This window comes from Pedobacter sp. D749 (assembly GCF_019317285.1).
GTDB lineage: Bacteria > Bacteroidota > Bacteroidia > Sphingobacteriales > Sphingobacteriaceae > Pedobacter.
In genome coordinates this window covers 2,964,618-2,983,399 of sequence record NZ_CP079218.1, presented here as the reverse complement: position 1 = coordinate 2,983,399, position 18,782 = coordinate 2,964,618, and the positions used below count along the sequence as shown (strand labels likewise).

General features: G+C 37.3%; 21 protein-coding genes. 10 read left to right on the top strand and 11 right to left on the bottom strand.

Annotated elements, in window-relative coordinates:
- The 3 genes from moaA to KYH19_RS11945 form a co-directional block, all read right to left on the bottom strand.
- On the bottom strand, positions 1-981 hold the full coding sequence (gene moaA / locus KYH19_RS11955; RefSeq protein WP_219075282.1) for a GTP 3',8-cyclase MoaA: 981 nt from the start codon (positions 979-981) through the stop codon (positions 1-3).
- On the bottom strand, positions 978-1,118 hold the full coding sequence (locus KYH19_RS11950; protein WP_219075281.1) for a hypothetical protein: 141 nt from the start codon (positions 1,116-1,118) through the stop codon (positions 978-980). Before KYH19_RS11950 ends, moaA begins: the two co-directional genes overlap by 4 nt.
- Positions 1,119-1,350: 232 nt before the next feature.
- Positions 1,351-1,581, bottom strand: coding sequence for a hypothetical protein (locus tag KYH19_RS11945; protein ID WP_193420074.1), 231 nt, complete (start codon positions 1,579-1,581; stop codon positions 1,351-1,353).
- Between the two features lie 201 nt (positions 1,582-1,782).
- Between KYH19_RS11945 and KYH19_RS11940 the strand changes: the two genes are divergently transcribed.
- From KYH19_RS11940 to KYH19_RS11930, 3 genes are read left to right on the top strand one after another with little or no spacing between them, the layout of a single operon-like run.
- Positions 1,783-2,382, top strand: coding sequence for a sigma-70 family RNA polymerase sigma factor (locus KYH19_RS11940; RefSeq protein WP_219075280.1), 600 nt, complete (start codon positions 1,783-1,785; stop codon positions 2,380-2,382).
- A 1-nt stretch (position 2,383) separates the two neighbouring features.
- Positions 2,384-2,650, top strand: a complete 267-nt coding sequence (locus tag KYH19_RS11935; protein WP_132401368.1) for a zf-HC2 domain-containing protein — start codon at positions 2,384-2,386, stop codon at positions 2,648-2,650.
- Between the two features lie 57 nt (positions 2,651-2,707).
- Complete coding sequence (locus KYH19_RS11930) at positions 2,708-3,289, top strand: peroxiredoxin-like family protein (protein ID WP_219075279.1); 582 nt, start codon at positions 2,708-2,710, stop codon at positions 3,287-3,289.
- A gap of 715 nt (positions 3,290-4,004) precedes the next feature.
- Here the strand turns inward: KYH19_RS11930 and KYH19_RS11925 are convergent.
- Complete coding sequence (locus KYH19_RS11925; protein WP_219075278.1) at positions 4,005-5,747, bottom strand: ABC transporter ATP-binding protein; 1,743 nt, start codon at positions 5,745-5,747, stop codon at positions 4,005-4,007.
- Positions 5,748-5,876: 129 nt separating this feature from the next.
- Here KYH19_RS11925 and KYH19_RS11920 point away from each other — a divergent pair, with 129 nt between their 5' ends.
- Both KYH19_RS11920 and KYH19_RS11915 read left to right on the top strand, forming a co-directional pair.
- Positions 5,877-6,458: a Crp/Fnr family transcriptional regulator gene (locus tag KYH19_RS11920; RefSeq protein ID WP_219075277.1), complete on the top strand. Its 582-nt coding sequence runs from the start codon at positions 5,877-5,879 to the stop codon at positions 6,456-6,458.
- Between the two features lie 61 nt (positions 6,459-6,519).
- Positions 6,520-7,491, top strand: a complete 972-nt coding sequence (locus KYH19_RS11915) for a zinc-binding alcohol dehydrogenase family protein (RefSeq protein ID WP_219075276.1) — start codon at positions 6,520-6,522, stop codon at positions 7,489-7,491.
- 826 nt (positions 7,492-8,317) lie between these two features.
- On the opposite strand, the gene KYH19_RS11910 is transcribed toward KYH19_RS11915, so the two are convergent.
- The gene (locus KYH19_RS11910; RefSeq protein ID WP_219075275.1) at positions 8,318-9,292 is read right to left on the bottom strand and encodes a Gfo/Idh/MocA family protein; all 975 of its coding nucleotides are present in this window, start codon (positions 9,290-9,292) and stop codon (positions 8,318-8,320) included.
- A 274-nt stretch (positions 9,293-9,566) separates the two neighbouring features.
- Between KYH19_RS11910 and KYH19_RS11905 the strand changes: the two genes are divergently transcribed.
- Entirely contained in the window at positions 9,567-9,764 is a 198-nt protein-coding gene (locus KYH19_RS11905; RefSeq protein WP_193420083.1) for a hypothetical protein, read from the top strand.
- A gap of 146 nt (positions 9,765-9,910) precedes the next feature.
- Here KYH19_RS11905 and KYH19_RS11900 read toward each other — a convergent pair whose 3' ends face one another.
- The 3 genes from KYH19_RS11900 to KYH19_RS11890 form a co-directional block, all read right to left on the bottom strand.
- The gene (locus KYH19_RS11900) at positions 9,911-10,861 is read right to left on the bottom strand and encodes an alpha/beta hydrolase (protein WP_219075274.1); all 951 of its coding nucleotides are present in this window, start codon (positions 10,859-10,861) and stop codon (positions 9,911-9,913) included.
- 141 nt (positions 10,862-11,002) lie between these two features.
- On the bottom strand, positions 11,003-12,550 hold the full coding sequence (locus tag KYH19_RS11895; protein WP_219075273.1) for a glycosyltransferase family 39 protein: 1,548 nt from the start codon (positions 12,548-12,550) through the stop codon (positions 11,003-11,005).
- Positions 12,551-13,234: a phosphatase PAP2 family protein gene (locus KYH19_RS11890; protein WP_219075272.1), complete on the bottom strand. Its 684-nt coding sequence runs from the start codon at positions 13,232-13,234 to the stop codon at positions 12,551-12,553.
- A gap of 251 nt (positions 13,235-13,485) precedes the next feature.
- Here KYH19_RS11890 and KYH19_RS11885 point away from each other — a divergent pair, with 251 nt between their 5' ends.
- A complete protein-coding gene (locus KYH19_RS11885) occupies positions 13,486-13,716 on the top strand; it encodes a hypothetical protein (RefSeq protein ID WP_132401341.1) in 231 nt (76 codons plus the stop codon).
- Positions 13,717-13,847: 131 nt separating this feature from the next.
- Here KYH19_RS11885 and KYH19_RS11880 read toward each other — a convergent pair whose 3' ends face one another.
- From KYH19_RS11880 to KYH19_RS11870, 3 genes are all read right to left on the bottom strand, one after another.
- Positions 13,848-14,918, bottom strand: coding sequence for a sensor histidine kinase (locus KYH19_RS11880; protein ID WP_219075271.1), 1,071 nt, complete (start codon positions 14,916-14,918; stop codon positions 13,848-13,850).
- Between the two features lie 247 nt (positions 14,919-15,165).
- Positions 15,166-15,912, bottom strand: a complete 747-nt coding sequence (locus KYH19_RS11875) for a LytTR family DNA-binding domain-containing protein (protein WP_219075270.1) — start codon at positions 15,910-15,912, stop codon at positions 15,166-15,168.
- 817 nt (positions 15,913-16,729) lie between these two features.
- On the bottom strand, positions 16,730-16,987 hold the full coding sequence (locus tag KYH19_RS11870) for a helix-turn-helix domain-containing protein (RefSeq protein ID WP_121286646.1): 258 nt from the start codon (positions 16,985-16,987) through the stop codon (positions 16,730-16,732).
- 347 nt (positions 16,988-17,334) lie between these two features.
- On the opposite strand from KYH19_RS11870, the gene KYH19_RS11865 reads away from it, so the two are divergent.
- From KYH19_RS11865 to KYH19_RS11855, 3 genes are all read left to right on the top strand, one after another.
- Positions 17,335-17,502, top strand: a complete 168-nt coding sequence (locus tag KYH19_RS11865) for a hypothetical protein (protein ID WP_166792282.1) — start codon at positions 17,335-17,337, stop codon at positions 17,500-17,502.
- 270 nt (positions 17,503-17,772) lie between these two features.
- On the top strand, positions 17,773-18,009 hold the full coding sequence (locus tag KYH19_RS11860; protein ID WP_219075269.1) for a hypothetical protein: 237 nt from the start codon (positions 17,773-17,775) through the stop codon (positions 18,007-18,009).
- A gap of 169 nt (positions 18,010-18,178) precedes the next feature.
- Positions 18,179-18,781 carry a TlpA disulfide reductase family protein gene (locus KYH19_RS11855; protein WP_219075268.1) on the top strand — a complete coding sequence of 201 codons (603 nt, stop codon included), beginning with the start codon at positions 18,179-18,181 and terminating at the stop codon, positions 18,779-18,781.
- Position 18,782: the final 1 nt, after the last annotated feature.

The window sequence follows — 18,782 nt, the reverse complement described above, 5'->3', positions numbered from 1 at the left end:
TTATCCTCCAATGGTAATCATACTTCTGTTTTGAATGGTCGTGGCATCAATTTTTTCAAAATCGCTTACCAATTGCCCACCCAATGCTTTCTTTTTGCTCCATATCGCCGATTGAATGAGTGGAAGCACGTCTTCATTTTTCCGCAATGCGGTAAGCAGATCGGTTTCACTATCCGAAAAAAGGCAGTTTTTGAGTTTGCCATCTGCAGTTAAACGCATGCGGTTACAGGTATCGCAAAAAGGATTGGTCATGGTGCTGATAATGGCAAACGAACCTTCGTGACCAGGGATCATGAAACTTTTGGCTGTATCGTGTGGTTCTCCTTTAACAGATAATATTGTGAAATCTTTTTCAACCACTGATAGGATTTCATCTAAAGAAAACATCTTGTTGCTCGTCCATTTGTTACCACTAAAGGGCATGAACTCAATAAACCTGATCTGAATGGGGTTGTGTTTGGTCCAACTGATGAAATCATTGATTTCGTCATCATTAAGCCCTTTCATTACCACCATGTTTACTTTTACCTTTATTTTATGTTGCAAAAGCAATTCGATATTGCTGCGTACCTGATGGAAAACATCCCTTCGGGTAATCATAAAGAATTTCTCAGGTTGCAAGGTATCCAGGCTGATGTTAATGGTTTTAATACCTGCCTCTTGTAATACAGGCAACATTTCAGCAATACGCGTTCCGTTTGTCGTAATGACGAGCTCAACCGGAAGTTTACCCAATGCAGCAATAATTTGGGCTGCATCTTTCCTCACTAATGGTTCACCGCCGGTAAGCCTGATTTTTTTTACGCCATTGGCCACAAAAACTTCTGCCAGTTTAATAATTTCATTAGTTTGCATGAGCCGGGAGGCAGGAGTGAAGTCGTATTCTTCTTCTGGCATGCAATAAAAGCAGCGAAAGTTGCAGTTATCGGTAAGCGATATCCGCAGATAGTCGTGTATTCTTCCAAAAGAATCTGCTATCATTGCTGGCTGATTAAATTGTTATAATCTGTTTCTGTATCAATCCCTCCTTGTTCGAAAATAACAGTTTCTACATCCTGAGGATACTTTTCCTTAGTTGCCTTTTGATAGGCTTTTATGATATCGGTAATTTCTTTCATTAGGGATTAATGCAATAGAAGATGCAATTTAAGGATAATCTATTTAAAAATGGCCACACGAAAGTGGTAAGATATGCTTTAATGCAGCAGTTCCTATTATTTGTACAGTCAAATGTTGCCACTGACTGATAAAGTTATTATCTCTGGGAACGAGATTAAGTATCAGATAATAATATCTGACACCACAAGAATATGGTATCCATAATAATTACAGGAAATTTCAATGTTAGGCTTAAAATGGCTCTGAATGAAAGATTTCCAGGTTAATGCAACGTAAACCAATACTGTTAAAGAGTTCGGTAATTTCTTTCGTCCAATCTCTTGGCGAATCTACCCTGAGAATTTTATCAGAATCCCATAAATCAATATTCCATTTAATTTCTTTGAACTGGCTGTTCAGCAATGGGCTGATTACGTTTAACTCGTTATCCGAGGATACATTTGTTTTGAAAACGGCTATCATATAGAAAAGTTTTTAGGTTTGTTGGAACTGTAGACGTACAACTTTAGAAATTACTTTAAGTAGGAGTGATTTTTTTAATTTTTTTATTTAGCTCAATTAACTAAACAAGCATTTCTAAAAACATTAAATAATTTGTAAGGATCTTTCATCTCCTCCGACTAACAGTTTAAACATTATATTTATATTAAGATATTCCCAAACATGCAAAACGAAACGGACAAAGGCCTTACAGCCAAAGGTCTTCACTCAGATCCGATTAGCTGGGTAGAAAAATATGCCGATTATCTCTATGGTTTTGCAATGTCGAGATTAAGAGATGAGGATGTGGCCAAAGATTTGGTTCAAGATACCTTTTTGGCAGGATTGCAGCGTTTAGACCGTTTTGAAGGAAATAGTGAGGAAAAAACATGGTTAACCGCCATCCTTAAAAATAAGATTGCTGATTTTTACCGAAAACAATCTGCTAACGGGCTAAGAGATTTGAAGCTAACAGATGCCGAAGGCGAGCTGCGGGAATCCTTTGACACCGAATCCGGGCACTGGAATGAAAAATACCGTCCACAGGCTTTCGGTTTGGAGGTAGGTAATCCTTTGCTGGTGAAAGAGTTGGGTGGTATATTAAACGAATGTCTGGCCAAACTCCCCGGATTATGGTTTTCGGTATTCTCAATGAAACATATGGACGATCTGACTTCAGAAATGATCTGTACCGAACTTAAACTTACTGCGGCTAATTTCTGGGTAATTATGCACCGCACAAAACTTAACCTGAGGGCATGCCTTCAAAAAAACTGGAACTGATATGACGAGCGCGCTAAAAAATATAATCTATAATTGTAAACAGGCTACTTTTTTGATCGAAAAAAGAATCGCCGGAAAAATTACGGCTGCCGAAAAACTACAATTGCATGTACATTTGAGAGGTTGTTCGGTATGCAAAATTTATCAGCAGCAGAGTATATTGATTAATAAGGTGTTTGTAGGCTTTGAAAACAGCGATTTTAAACTTGATGAGACCTTTAAAAAAACATTAAAAGATAAGATTGAAAAAGAAATGAATAAAAATTAATTTTCACTGTAAGGTTAATGCTGCTGGTTCGACTAAGAGAAAAAACATAAAGACGAAATGAAAAGAATTATCTTATTTACAGCGGTAGCTGTTGTATTATCGCTGCAAACAAAAGCACAAAAGGGTTTAAAAGAAGGTGATAAAGCACCTATGTTTAGTGGAATGGATCAGAACGGTAAAACTGTGAGTTTGAAAAGTGCACTTAAAGCGCATCGTTCTGTGGTATTGTTTTTTTATCGTGGCCAATGGTGCCCTTATTGTAACAAACACATTAAAGAGCTTCAGGATTCTCTAAGCTTATTAAGTGGAAAAGATGCTTATGTGGTCGGAGTTACACCCGAAACGAAAGAAAATATCGACAAAACAATCAAAAAAACCAGCGCTGGTTTTTCTATCCTTCAGGATAAAGACGACGCGATTATGAAAGCCTACAACGTTAATTTTATGATGGATGAAGCTACTTTTACCAAATATAAAGGCTATGGGATAAATTTAGAGGATAATAACGGTAATGCACGTCATACTTTACCCGTTCCTGCAACCTATATTATCGATCGTTCTGGTAAAATTAAATATGTTCATTTCGATCCCAACTATCAAAAGAGAGCCTCGGTAAAACTTTTACTTTCGAAACTTTAGCTAGCGTATAATATATTTTTTATTGTTACGAGACTGCATTTTAAACAAAATTTAAATGATCAATGGGCTATATCCATTTTTGTTTGTAAGTGAAAGGGCCTTAATTCGTGGCGGACAGCAGCCCCAAAATGAAATGCTGTTTTAGCCATTTAGCCCCGGTTGAAGTGTTTACCCTGCAGGCTGAGGTACGAGGCCGAAGCGTAAAAGCGTAACACGGGATACAAGTTGGTTTGATACAGAGGCCCTGCGCTCCGAAAAGAAAAGCTGCTTTATAGAGAAAATTAGCCGGATGAATAATAGGGATAATTTTTTTATTTATTTGGAAATGGAAGGGCAGTAATTCTTGGCAGACTGCAGCCCTGCTTTTGGTACAAGGCCCGATGCTAATTTAGTGCCGATTTATCGGTAAAGAATCGGGCGCTTTCCCCGTCAATCAGGTTTATGGTGAACGTTTTGCACCTCGCAATCAAAACTGAAATGTTGTTTAGCCATTTTGCCTCTGGTGAAGTGTTACCCAATGTCATTAAGTTTAGTCATACGGCACAAGCGAAAATAATTTAACCACAGATAGAAAGGATACACACAGATATGAAAATCCGTGTGTATCTGTTGTTAAAAGCTCTTATCTTAATGACATTGAGTGATAAATTTGGGTTATTGGTTTGTTTAATTAGTTGAACTAAATGGTTATAATTAATGTATAATAATCTCCAAATTACCTTCGTTCCCCAATCTGCTGCCGCCACATGGAATAATACAAGCCTTTCTTTTCGAGAAGTTCTAAGTGGCTGCCCGTTTCAGATACCTTTCCTTTTTCCAGCACATAGATCTTATCGGCATGCATAATGGTCGATAGTCTGTGGGCAATGAGGATGGTCATTTGCTCTCTTCTATCAGAGATTTCGCGAATGGTTGCCGATATTTCTTCTTCGGTAAGCGAATCTAGTGCCGAGGTAGCCTCATCAAAGATCAACAACCTTGGTTTTCGCAATAAGGCCCTTGCGATAGAGATCCGCTGTTTTTCGCCCCCAGATAACTTCATCCCATTTTCACCCAACACGGTATCAATTCCCTGTGCAGCTTTAGCAATAAGTGCTGTAGCTGAGGCCTTTCGTAATGCTTCCACGATCTCTTCTTCGCTTGCTGTAGGATTAACAAAACACATGTTTTCCCTAATTGAACCTGCATAAAGCTGGGTATCCTGTGTAACGAAACCGATCTGTCTCCTTAATGGATTGTAACGTATGCGTTTGGAACTGGTCTCGTTGAAGAGGATTTCACCATCAACCGGAAGGTAGAGTCCTACTAATAATTTAACAAGGGTAGATTTACCAGAACCCGAAGGACCTACAAATGCCACAGTCTCACCATTTTGGATTTCGAAGGAAATATCATCAATAGCATTGTAACCAGCAGTTTTATGTCTGAAAACTACATTTTTGAATTCTAGCCTGTTAAGTGCATCAAGCTCTACGGCATTATCCGGACGGGTTTCTATCGGTTTTTGCATCAGGTTGTCGAATGTTTTAAGCGAGGCATCTGCTTCCCGGTACAGAATGATCATGTTGCCCAGATCCTGAAGCGGCGTAAAGATTGCCGTGGAGATAAATTGCATTGCAATCAGTTCTCCTGTACTCAATATTTTTCTGAAAATCAGCCATAACAGGATAAAAAGCACCGATTGTTTTAGCAAGTTGAGCAGATTGCCCTGTAAAAAAGAAAGTGTGCTCACTTTCCGGGCTTTTAACATTTCAAGATCAAAAATTTTCAGGGTCTGTACATTCAATCTTCTGATCTCGGCAAAGGTTAAGCCCAAGCTTTTTACCAATTCGATGTTGCGCAGGCTTTCGGTAATTACGCCGGCCTGTTTATCAGCCTGTCGGTTAATAGACCGTTGGATAGCTTTTATTTTTTTAGAGAGCAGGCCGGTTAGAGAGCCCAGTACCAATACCCCAATAAAAAATACAGGTACCAAAAGCCAGTTCTTGTTCAGGCTGTACCACAATAAGAAACCAATTCCCACCAGCGATGAAAAAAGGATATTGATAAATGCATTGATAAAACGTTCTGCATCTGTTTTTACCTTTTGAAGCACCGACAACGTTGTTCCGCTGCGGCTTTCTTCAAATTCCTGAAACGAGAGGCGGAGCGTTTGTTTGAGGCCATCATTAAAAATATTCATGCCAAAACGAGCCACAGCCTTCCTGGTCGTAAATTCCTGTATGGAGCGGCAAAGCCTGGCCACCAATGCAATGGCTAGCGCAATGAGCAGCCAGTAGAAAACTTCACTAATAAGTTGGTGTTCGCTTAAATGATGTTTGTTGGTAGAATAATCGTCTATAATCTTTCCAAAGATAATGGGATCGAGCAGGCTTAAAAGCTGTGCTGCAGCGGCCAGTAACAGCGATAGTATAATGAGATTCCGGTGCGGCCTCAAGTATTTTAAAAGTATTTTCATCTTTAGCAGGAATACAGATAGGGTTGGGCAATTAATAAACGCTAATGGCTTACAATAGTTTCAGTAAGATCAGCTTTAGGATACTGTTTTCTCTCCGGAATAAATTAAATTTGTAAGAACACCTAACAGATGCTTTTCCATTTTAAAGATAAATTTCCTCAGTTAAATCCTTATTGGGATAAATATCTGGAATTTCAGGAACGCATTGAGGTTCCTGCGAAAACCATCTTATTGGAAGAGGGTAAAATATCGAATCATTATTTTTATGTAGAAAAAGGTTGTGTACGTGCCGCGTTAAATAAACAGGGAGATGATAAAACTGTTCAGTTTTTCTTTGAAAAAGAAGGCTTAACTTCTTTGGAAAGTTTTCTGAAAAATACACCCAGCCTGTTCACCATCGAAACGATCGAGCCTTCGGTTATTTATTTGCTGCATAAAACAAAAATAAAAGCCTTGATGACTGAGCTGTATGAAGTGCCAGGATTTGCGGATATTATCTTAAATATTCTGGCTGAGAGGCAGATGCATTATATGAATGAATTTGTATCCTTCATCAGAGATACGCCCGAAGAACGTTATCAAAAGCTCTTACAGGAAAGGCCTCATATTGTACAGCGTGTTCCTCAACACTATATTGCCTCTTATCTGGGGGTAACACGTGTACACTTAAGCCGTATAAAAAGCGCGCTTCTTAAAAAAGGCAATCGGTAACATATGTTATCGTTCGGCACTACAGCAGAATCTAACTTTGTATCAACAAAATACAAAAAAGATGAAAGCAGCAGTAATGTATAAAAAAGGGGAATTACCCCAATATGTAGATTTTGAAGAACCAGTAGTCCAAAACGATCAGGAAATATTGGTGCGTGTAAAGGCCGTTGCCATTAAACATTTCGATAAAGGCAAAGCAGCAGGTACACATTATTCCAGCGATGCACCAAAAGCAACAGGCCGTGTGATCGGTGCAGATGGCGTATGCCTGCTCGAAGATGGTACACGGGTTTATGGGATGGGCATAAGTGGAATGCTGGCAGAAAAAGCAACTATAGAAAAGTGCAGGATGGTGAAATTGCCTGAAGGCTTAAGTGATGCAACGGCCGCTGCATTGGCCAATGCCGTTATTGGCTCGGCCATGGCCTTAAGGTTTAAAGCGGCTATCCAACCTGGAGACGTGGTGTTGATTAATGGCGCTACTGGTTTTACCGGAATGGTAGCCGTGCAGATTGCGAAACATTATGGCGCAGCAAAAGTAATTGCAACAGGCAGGAATGTACAATCGCTTCAAAATTTATTAAAACTTGGTGCAGACGAAATCATCGGGATTACCCCCGATAATTCAGCATTTTTATCGCAGGTGAAACAGCACCATCAGGAAAAACCAATAGACGTGATTATTGATTACCTCTGGGGCTGTACCGCTGAATTGTTGTTATCCAGTTTAATGGGGCAGGGGGCATTTACCAATAAGGTGAGGTTTGTTTCTGTAGGCAGTATGGCCGGCGATCTGATCCAGTTGTCGGCTGCTAATTTAAGAATTGTAGATCTGCAGCTCACAGGCTCTGGCCTGGGCAGCTGGAGCAAAGAACAGGTTGGACTGTTATTTACTGAAATATTGCCCCAAATGTTTCAGCTAGCAGCAGATGGTAAATTGAAGGTAGAAACTATCGAGGTTAAGCTAGCAGATATTTCTGGTCTTTGGAACCTTGAGGTTGCGGACGGTAAACGTTTAGTGGTAATTATTTAGAGGCAATATTCATTTATATTGAATTTCACATAAAAATCAATATAAATGACAGAGGGTTTTTAGTGTAGTTATAGGCTGCGAGGGGTCGTCATTCCCAACTTGATTGGGAACCAAGGAGTGCTCATGAATGCCTCTGAATAAAGGAAAACTGATGAATAATCGTAATGCAATAAGCTTTAAGATTCCTGCCTGCACATATCATGTGGATCCATCTTTTTTAAGTGTTTTTAGGCGTTTTGCTAACCAACTTTAATAAAGCACGGATTTTAACCAAGGATACTGTCAATCCCAAGAGCCGGGGAAATCAAAAAAACAGGCGCACAACAGTAAAAAATGGCACTAACAAACCTGAAACGTAGTGGTTTTGTGTTCATAACCGATGATTTAATTTTAAAAAATATTGAACACAAAACGAAGTGTCGCTGTTTTTTTGATGGGCGTGAGACTGTGCAAAAGGCTCATTGCTGGATTGACAAAGCGCTTTGGGTACTTTGGCGCTCCAAAGTACCATGCCACCGCGGCATAGAGCGGAAAATAAATAAATAATTGTGTCAACACTTTATAGTTTTTTAGATCAGGGGATCTTAACAGTAGGAAAGATGCTGAAATAAATTCAGCATGACGAACGATCTAGAAAACTACGCTAAAACGAATGTAAATTAACAAAGTTGTGTCCACACGATAGGCCTGCATGGAAATGACGGCCATTATATTGGGGCTGTAAATGGTAGTTCAGCCGAGAAATCTATTTTTTACTTAATTAAAAGATCTCTCCATTTTACTGTGCTTCAGGAAATGACAATACTTCCAGTTTAAGCTTTTCAGCTTACTTCCTTGTAAAATCATCCATTAACTTCATGGTAATCAACGCATCTTCGCCACTACATGGATTTTGCCCTTTGCCTAAAAAGTAATCAACTACTTTTTCAATCATGGGTTGTTGAACATGCTGTAAAGGCTCAAATACATATTCTTCACTTGATTTATCGGTTGTAACCATAATTTTATTGCCAAACATGGGAAAATTGATGTGACCTTTTGAGCCATATATTACGCAACTATCAGCTTGATCCTTTGAAGCAGCAGAGAAACACCAGGTACCGCTGAAAACAATGCCATTTTCGAAAAGGATATTTCCTGCAACCAAATCATCAACTTCGGTGTTTTCCTGTTGCTTAGTAGCAATACCCATAGCATTTTTTACAGCACCGAAATAATAAGTCATGAGATCTAATTGATGCGGAGCCAAGTCATGAAATAAACCACCACCAGAAATGGCTGGATTGATCCGCCAATTGTCTGCTGTTTTTGCAATTAGTGCAGGGTTAGGCGACTGGAGCATTTTTAGCCGGACTAAACGAACATCGCCAATGGTAGGTGCAGCCAATAGTTCTTTAACTTTTAAGAACATGGGTTGGGCACGGCGATAATGGGCCACGCAAAGTTTAACCTTTAATTTTTTGGCAGCATCATTCATGCGCTGAGCAGCATCAGCATCTAAAGTCATGGGTTTTTCTACATATACCGGCTTGCCAGCTTTTAAGGCTTCAATAGTATAAGCTTCGTGCTGTAGCGGTGGCGTAGCAATGTAAATGGCATTAACTTCCGGGTCGTTGATCAGTTGAGAAGCATTATCATACCATTTAGGTACCTGATGCCGTTTGGCATAATCGGCAGCTTTAGCACTGTCGCGGCGCATTACTGCAACAAGTTTGGAGTTGTTTACTTTATTAAAAGCTGGGCCACTTTTTATTTCAGTTACATCCCCACAGCCAATAATGCCCCATCTGATTTCTTGCATTGTATAATCGATTTGAAAATATGAATTTAGAAAATATTGTCTGGAAAATTGCTCAATTGATAGAAAGCTTTGTAAAAAAGAAAAGGGATTCACTTTGGGAGTGATCCCTAATCAACTAACCAAACAAACTATTCCGGAAACCACGCCGGAATCAATTTATAAACGAAAGAACCGGGAGATTGTTTTAATGGATGTGTTTATTTGTTAATTTTTTTAAAAAAAGAAAATAAGACCATTTATCCGAAATTAGTCTCGCTTTTTTTAGCTTTGTATTATGCAAAATCTTTCCAAGAAGCTTCAGATTGATCTTATAGAACTTAAGGCAAAATATGCTTTTATTATGGATGAACTGGAAGTAACATTTGCCGATGCTTACCTTTCTAAATTACAAGCTAAACAACGCCTGGCGGAGCAGATGATGATAGAAATGGAAAGGATCCTGACTGGTGAGTCTGGAGAACATGAAAACTAATTGGTCAAGATAAAGAGATAGTTTTGATATAAACTTAAGGTAAAGAAGCACTATATCATTAATCTGAAACTATCATACATGCGTACCCCAATTTCAATCGTCACTTTGCCCGAATTGAAAAAATAATGGAAACCATACGATTTAGGCTACCTCTTTTTTAAAGCAGGGGGTATGCTAAAGGTTGGTTTTTTGTCGGCGTCTTTAAAGTCTACTTCCATAAAGTAGTGTTTTTGTTTAATGATGTAATTATCTATAAACCACAGAATATCAGGCAGGTTTTCAGTCATTGGTGATCCGGCTATTTCGTGCCCCATATTTTGTACATACTGAAAATAATACGGATATCCGTTTTTTTTAAAAGTGCGCGCAAGATATTTAGAACCAAAAAATCCTCTGTTCAGTAATCTTACTTTGTTATAGGGTACAAGGTTATCGGCTGTACCATGGAAAAGCATGGTAGGTGCTGGTGGTATAGCATATTTTGGCGCACCATGATAACTTAGTATTGCCCCGGCAAAAGAAATTACACCTTTGTATTGAAAGTGCTGTGGTAATTTAGCCGATAATGCGGTGGCATTTCGCTTGTTATAGTCGGCATGTAGCGCGGTAATAGCGCCAGCACTTGATCCTGATAAAATAATCATAGCCGTATCAATACCAAGTTCTTTCGCATTTTTGATCAGATAGGCTGTTGCATCGAAAACATCTGTAGTAGCGGTATCAATAGCAGATTTTAAGTTAGCGGTATTAAACGGACCAGGAAATTTCTTTCCCTTTAGACCAAGTCGATAGTCAACTGAAACTACTTTATAGTGATGTGCTAATAAAGTGTTAAAATATTGATCAAATAATTTGCTATCTCTGTGGCCCATTATAAAGCCACCGCCAAATATAAAAAGCACTGTGGGTTTAGTTTCTGTTATTTTACCACTATAATAAATATCTAACTTTAGTGTACCTGAATCTGTTTGCGAAAATATTTTAGTATCTACGTGATATTTTTTATCCTGGAGTATAATTTGCCCCATTGAGGATAGAGAACAGAATAAAAGCGTAAGGAACAGTATGCTTAGCGGATATACTTTATTATTGGGCATTATCTATTTTTTAAGGAAGGTTAGCTGTCAGCAATTGGATCGACTTTTTTAAGCTAATTTATTGCTTTTTTAACTCAAGTGCAATTATATCACAGTATTCTACCAAAAATTTAACTTCGATTTAAACATTAATTTAATCGTTTATAATTTCGATTGTACTAATTTTTTATAGCCATTTAATCTAAATATTAAAATGTTTTTACAAATAACACCGTTTCTAAAAATGGGTGCAATAATAGGTGCTGTACAATTTCTAAATTGGGATTTGATAAAGTTTATACTGTTTTCATCGTAAAGGTTAGAAGGCACAATATAATATGCATTTTCACCAACAGTTAATTTCTGTTTGGTTTGATTCGACCAATAATACTGGTGAAGATCGAATATTTCTCCTATGCCATAAGTATGCAAACCAGTTTTGGAGCAAACATAAAAATCTAAATGAGCTGCAGGGAACCACTTTGTAATCACAATGGTATGGACTGGTATATTCTTTATTGATGATTTATCTAATCGATAAATAGAATCAATTATTCTTCCTGTTTCTTTCCAGCCATACAAATCTAAAGTTGGATCGCCCGCGCCCAAATTCATGGAGCCCTTTTGTGGCGAAAACGTGCCCTTGTAAAAGTTAATGGTGATGAGACCTGCACTTACCACTAACAAGAAGAACAGCATACTTGCACCAATAATGGCTTTTACTTTTGACAGGCTAATAGATTCCAGTTTCAATGCAGAAAGAAATATTAAACAGCTATAGGCTGGACCAGACCAATGCGGTAGTGTATCTCTAAAAATGGAAAGAAAAATCAGTGTTGCAATAAGAGGAAGCGCACAACATAATAACAGTCGTATTTCGCTTTGAAGAAGAAGATGGTTGGTTTTGATGAAACTAAAAATAGCTATCCAGGCCAGAAAAAAAACAATCGGATTGTTATAGAATATTTGTCCGCTAATTTCTCTGGCGAAGGCTAATGGGTTTATGCCGGCGTGGAACAGGCTAACCCGATTGCTATGGTAGGTATAGGTAATAAAATGATGCTGGATGTTCCAGATGATAAAAGGAGATACTATAATCAAACTTATTAACATAGAAATATACATGCCCTTTTGCACCACTAATTTTCTATTGCTAAACAGGGTGAACATGATAACGCCCACCCATAAGTAGATGCCATGAATCTTACACATCATACAAAGACCTGTTGCCACACCGAACCAGCACCATAGACTTAATGTGGGTAAACCCAACTGAATAGATCTGGTGATTTTAAGTAACAAAAAGATGCTCCAGAGCCAGAAAACCATTTGTGGGCTATCTGGCAAAATAAATGTCCCAGCGATAATGCTGCAATAAAAAGACGAAGAATAAAGTAAAACGGCAAACCAACCTACTCGGGCATTAAGGAGTAATTTGCCTGTTTTGTATACGATTATTGTACCAATTGTTGATGATATTATGGCGCCGAACCGAACAGCCAATTCGTTGTGAATGTATAAATTTATTGTGGTTGCTCTTATTAACCATGCCACAAAAGGGGGATGATCAAAATAGTTCCATTGCAGATTTAAAGCATAGGTCCAGTAATATACCTCGTCGTTTCCAAGCGCTGTTGTTGAGGCTATGATCAGTTTGATCACAGTCATCGCCATTATAAAAAGCCAAAGTTTAACTGGAATTTCTTTCACTTAAATGGGGTTAACCTGATTGGTAACTTTAAGCTGTTTATATCTTCTGTTTAGCTTAGCTGATCTGAAAAGTTTAAGATCGTATACCTGATGATAGCTTAAGATTGCACAAGTTATACCGGTTATTGCACCAAAAATTACATCAATTAGAAAATGTTGTGCCAGATATATGCGTGAATAACCAATTAAAAAAGCAAAAAATAGACAATAAGGAGAGATTTTCTTTTTTTTGAAAACCAAAACCAATACTGTGGCCAAGGCAAAAGCAGATGCAGTATGGCCAGAGGGAAAAGAATTATGATTATGCATGCTCACTTCTTCAACAAAATGATTGTACTGAAATAAAGTCTGCTCAAAATAATATTTAGGCCTTGGCATGTGGAATATCCTTTTTGCGATTTGAATAAGCAGTCCTGAATAAATATAAGCAAGAGCCACGGTCATTGCTTTTTTCTTCTTTCGAATTGCAAGCAGGACGGTTGCGGCCAGAATACTGATTAAACCATCTCCGAGATTAGTGATATACTTAAAAAAAATGTCTAGCCAAGCTGAATGAAACCGGTTAAAAATGAGGAATCCATCTGTTTTAGAAAAGCTAAAATTAAAGATGAGCGACAACAGAAGTATTGATATTATTGTAAAGAAATAATAATGGAGTTTAGTCAGTCTTTTTATTGTACGCATGTCGAGTTCTTTAATACAAAACTATTAGCCATACGTCATCTGAAAGTTAAGCAAACATCATGTTTATGTCACGCTAACTGATTATGGGTTTTTACAGGTCTTAGAGTTGATCGAATTAATATTGATTATCAGCAAGGAGGTAATTCTTTTGAAGTGACCACTTAACTAACATTTCTTAATAAGTTAATATGAAACTACTGATAAGTTAAAATGCTTTGTGTTGCTTTGCGGGCATAGAATTAAAATTAGTTATGCAAAACAATCAGATAAAGGTGAGTCCGGATTTACAGCAGTTTATTGATAAGTTTGAACCCAGCAAATTTAAACTTATGTCGGGCGGAATTGAAATCAGGGGAATAAATGATATTCATAGAAATGTTGCTCAAGCCAGAGAAATTATAGAAAGATTAAAACTTCGCTTAATCGTTTCGCATAATGCCGAGATGCTTAGTTATCGTGGTTTTGAAGTCAATAACCTTTAGGCGAAAAAAGTGGAGCGTGTGAAAGGAAAATTTCTGTTATTAATAAATACATGATAGCTGTTTCATATGCTTGTTGCGCCAGCAGAGAGAAAAATATACAATCTTATATAATTTGATATATTTCAATAAAATTATTGTGTATTTGCCAGATTGATTGTGATAAGTACTTCAAAATACTTGCCTTTCGTGCCAGCGGAGAGTTCTGCCTTTTCTGCATAGGTATGAAACAACCTTTGCCGGATGTTTTCAAGGCCTGTGTGAAAACCTGTATCATTAAGGCCCGTATTAATCAGGTTACTTGTTTGAATGCTAAACAGTCCTTGCTGTAACTTTACTATAATTTTTCCCGGATCTTCAGGTTGGCTGAGATTACCGTGTTTAACCATATTTTCGGTTAAGCTAAGTAAAAGTAGTGGAATCACCTCTGTCGATTCGGTTTTCTGATCATAATTAAAATCTATAAATAAGTCAGGCTGCTTTATTCTGCTCAGCAGCAGAAGGTTTTCGACTTGACGGATCTCTGCTTCCAGTGGCATAATTTCCGGACCATGTTCGCATTCTAACGCGTAGCGCATCAGCTTTGAAAGGTACCTTACGGCTTCTGCAGCCCGGGGTTCACTCTTATGTGTACTGTTATATATGTAAGTCAAGGTATTGAACAAGAAATGTGGGTTAATTTGAGCTTTCAGGTAGGCATTTTTAGCATTAGCCAGTTCAAGCGTTGTTTGCTTTTGCTTCAACATTTCTTCAATTGCTTCCTTTTCCAGATCTACCGTTCGCTGTTTTTGTTGGATATAACTTTTGATAAAATAATAAGCAGTTGAGAATAGTAGAAAATAGATGCCCCTCCACATTGTTACAAACATATATTTCCAGTCTATAATTGTCAGTTTACCAACAGAGAGTGTTGCTGTTTTTGAAAGAAAACGGTTTGCAAGGTATGCGATAACAGTATGCAAAAACACTTCAAGCACTGTGAATATAATTATGCTTAAATAAACAGGTTTTTGTGGCTTCAAACTTTTTCCTAATACCAATTCGGCATGGATATAGAAGAGTGTAATATTGATAATGTAGTGAATGCAATAGTTTAATATAGGGGTGCTTATTTTAAGGATGAATGATATCAGTACATATTCATAAAGAATGAAGGTAGCCCATGAAATAATATGCCAGCGATAATTTATTAGCCAGTTTTTCATTTTGTTTTTAAGTTAAAATTTGGTTTCACAACAGTCAACAATTGCTTTGCGTAATGTAGTCTTTTAGAAATTTTGATGGGGCTAATTTTCGTTTATGAAAAGAATTATAAACTTAAAATCGACCCGGAAAACTGCGTTTGTTTTCCGTTCACAAAAAGCAGCTAATATGTGCTTTCAAAAGACTGATCCAACAACTGGTACAATTTCAGCGATTACAACTCTGACAACTCAGTCAGATTTGCAAATGTTAATCCCTTAAACGTTTTGAGACAAGGGTTTGGTTTTCGATATAGTCCATAAATGCCTCTTTGTACTGTGGAGTCATGAGTACTTCGTACTTTCCAAGGTCGATTTTGTGCCCATTGATTTCCTTTACAAAGGTGGTGTTAATCATGTATGACTTGTGAACGCGGTAGAAGTGCTCATTTTCCTGGAGCTTTTCCTCCATCTCCTTCATGGTCATGTATACTGAATAATCATTTGTTGGCGTATAAATATGTATATGGTTATTAGAACCCTGAAGGTATATGATGTCTTTTTTGAGTACTTTGGTAAGTTTGCCTCGTTCTCCATTTGTACGTAAGAAAAATGCTTCTTCATTTTCTTGTACAAGACGCTGCGTATCATAACATTCTGAAAGCACCTCATTAACTACTTCTGCAAAATCCCCCATGTTGAAAGGTTTTAACAGGTAATGTTTTGCCCTAACCTTAAAAGCATCCAGTGCAAATTCTGGATAGGATGTAGTAAAAATAATGTTATGTGATTTATGCTTGAGGTTATCAGCAAGTCGCAGACCAGACATTGCTGGCATATCAATATCCAAAAAGATTAGCTGTTTATTGCTTTCAGCACTGATTTCACTTAGGGCTTCTATTGGTTTAGTAAAAATACGGTGGACTTTTAACCTTGGGATTTCCGCAATATGGTCTTGCAAAATATTAATTGCTGTAGGATCATCATCAATGATGATGCATGAGATAGAATTTTTCATTAAGATAGATTTAAGTAGATAAATGCAATTTAATAAATTATTCTTAAATGGAGTAGTTGAAAAATTAAGAATTTGATACCTAAAATCTTAATATGAATCAATTCTTCAGAGATGTTTTCGTATTGAGATATTAAATAAATCAATAACATCTCCTGATCTTAAATAGGTTTTTTTGTGAAAATGACCTTAAGCATACTGCCGGAATATAAGTCAACCATAAAAGATTCGTTGGGCTATATGATGGGTAGAGAGGGAAAAAGACAAGGAAATCAGAGCAACGCGCTATCTTGGCTATAAAATTTTAATGTATTTTAAACGATATAATCGTCAAATTTTAATAGTGTCCTAAAGGTTTTTTGTTTGGTTAAGGATTATTTCAATTAGAAAACGGTGTGTGTTCTATGATTATTAGAATAGAATCCCTGTATAGAAAGATTAGTTTCGACTCCTGGAGGTCCATCGAATAGTTTATTGAGTCATTTTTGGAAGCCAATTTAACCAAAACATTTAGTTTGATGAAAGCCATCAGATTTGATAATTGCCGATTGATGGTAGTATATTTTCTTTCAGAGAATCATACAGAAAATTGTTTTTATGCCTGATGACAAAAAAAACATCCATTTGCTATTCCAGAAATTCAACAGGTAAAAGTCATTGTAACGAAAATCTGCTATAATTACGCTCCCTTTATGAACCGGTACTTATAAGCATCTTTATTGTCCGCTATTTGCCATCTGTTATATTCACATTTACAGGCAGGCTGCTTCCTTCAGTTAATCATGGTTTCCAGATCTGACATTATATCATGAATTTTATGCTACTCCAGCCCGGCGTTAAAGTCTATTCCAAAATCAAAATCAAGAAGTGCTGTTGGATGGATTTTTAAACCTATAGCCAATCTAACTATTGTAATGAAGCTTGGGCTGGTTTCTCCATTTTCATATTTAATAATATCTCCTGTATTAACTCCACTTCTCTTGTAAAATTCACGATAAGAAAGTTCCTGTTTCTCTTTTAAAGATTTTAAATGCTGACCGAATCTTTTCAGAATTATTTTTTCTTTCTCACTAATCATTTTATTGCTAATAAAAATATGATTAGCAATGTCTTTTATATTTTATTTAAAAACGTCATGCAATTACTTGACATTTGTATTTTTTTTATTTACATTTACGTAACAAAAAAATAAGAACCAATAAAAGGTAAAATTAAGAGTCTTGCAACCTCAAATCTCACGCCGTTGGAGCAGGACAGCAGATTTTATCCCATTTCTTATAGCGGAATTGCTATCTTTAGCTTTCCAAAATAAGAGTGGGCTTCTGCTGTAATTCCATTTCAACGTAAGGCGTGAGAAACATTATGAGGTTATGGTTTGGGAAGCCCACTTTTTTTTCTCTCCATCAAGACTCATAACATACGATTATGAGCAAGCAAAAAATAGGTTGGATTAAATGGTTGGTACTTACTGAAGTGAGTATGCCCCAATATATTATTTTAATTGTTCGCCATTTTCAAGTATTTCTTTACCAGTCTCTGTTAAGTTGTCCTTTTGATCGGCTTTATGCCTTAAAGCCTAAAAATCCCGAATAACTGTTTCGATAAGGCAGGCTAACCTTAAAGGTTAATAATAATTTAGGTTTTTAATGATGATGGCCTGCCCTATTCCTCTTTTGCAGAGATTATTTGATCTTCGAATAAAACTTAAATTTTTATAGAATTTTTTATAAAAAATAAGTGGCTTATGCTGCAATGGGATTGTTATGTCTAAATTTTTCGCCTGTTACATGCTTTTTTTCCTTCATAACAAAGTTTCAATAACCTAAATTTTACGATTCAATTTAACCAATTACAGACCAAATTATGAAATTCAACAATTCTTACTTGCCGCTTTTTTTCTTTTGCGGTGCATTGTTGTATGCGCCATTGGTTATGCTAACCAATGGCAAGGGTGAGCATTGTAAAGAAAAAGCCGATACTAAAGCAGGAATTGGAAAACATCAAAATGCAGTTAAGCAAACCGTGAAAGTGTCTGATACCTGTAGCAGTGACAGTACTCTATTCTCGGATTACTTTATGATCAACACTTTACCATATTAACCTGTATGGCCATGCGATCTGATTAACTTTCAGAACGGTAGATATTTTGCCGCTACAAAAGCTCCTGCCGCAAAAAGGAGCGAGCAGCAGGCTTGACTGTTCCGGAAGATTCTTTCCGGGCGGTTATGTCGGCAGAATAAACTGACCATACAAACTAACCAAACTAAAAATGATAAAAAATATTTGTACAATTTTATTGCTCATTCAGCTATTTGTCTGTAGTGGATTTGCACAGCAGGCGACACCAAAAATTACGCCTGTAGCCGTTGGAGATCAACTGCCGAAGACTTTTTGGAAGTTTAAACATGTATTGCTTGAACGGGGTGTACCACGTGAATATACCCTCTCTGATGATAGGGGGAAACTCGTAATAATAGATTTTTGGGCCACGTGGTGCGGTTCCTGCATCAAGAGATTCCCTGAGCTGGAGAACATCGAAAAAGCTTTTCCTGGCAAGGTGAAAGTGCTATTGGTAAATTCGATAGGAACTGAAGATACTGTAGAGTCGCTCATTTCTAAGTTTAAATCAGGTTCGGGTACTTTCACCTCTACGGGTCTGTCTGTAATTGCGGCTGATTCAGTATTTCTTAAGGCTTTTCCACATAAAGCACTTCCGCATTATGTATGGATTGCCGATGGCGGTGTTCGTGCCGTAACTACCGCAGAACTTTTAACAGTAGAAAATGTAAGATTGCTGCTTGAGCATATGGATGTGATAGAGGATAGGAGGATGAAGATTGAAGCGGTAAGAGCAAAGGCCAAAAAAGATTGAG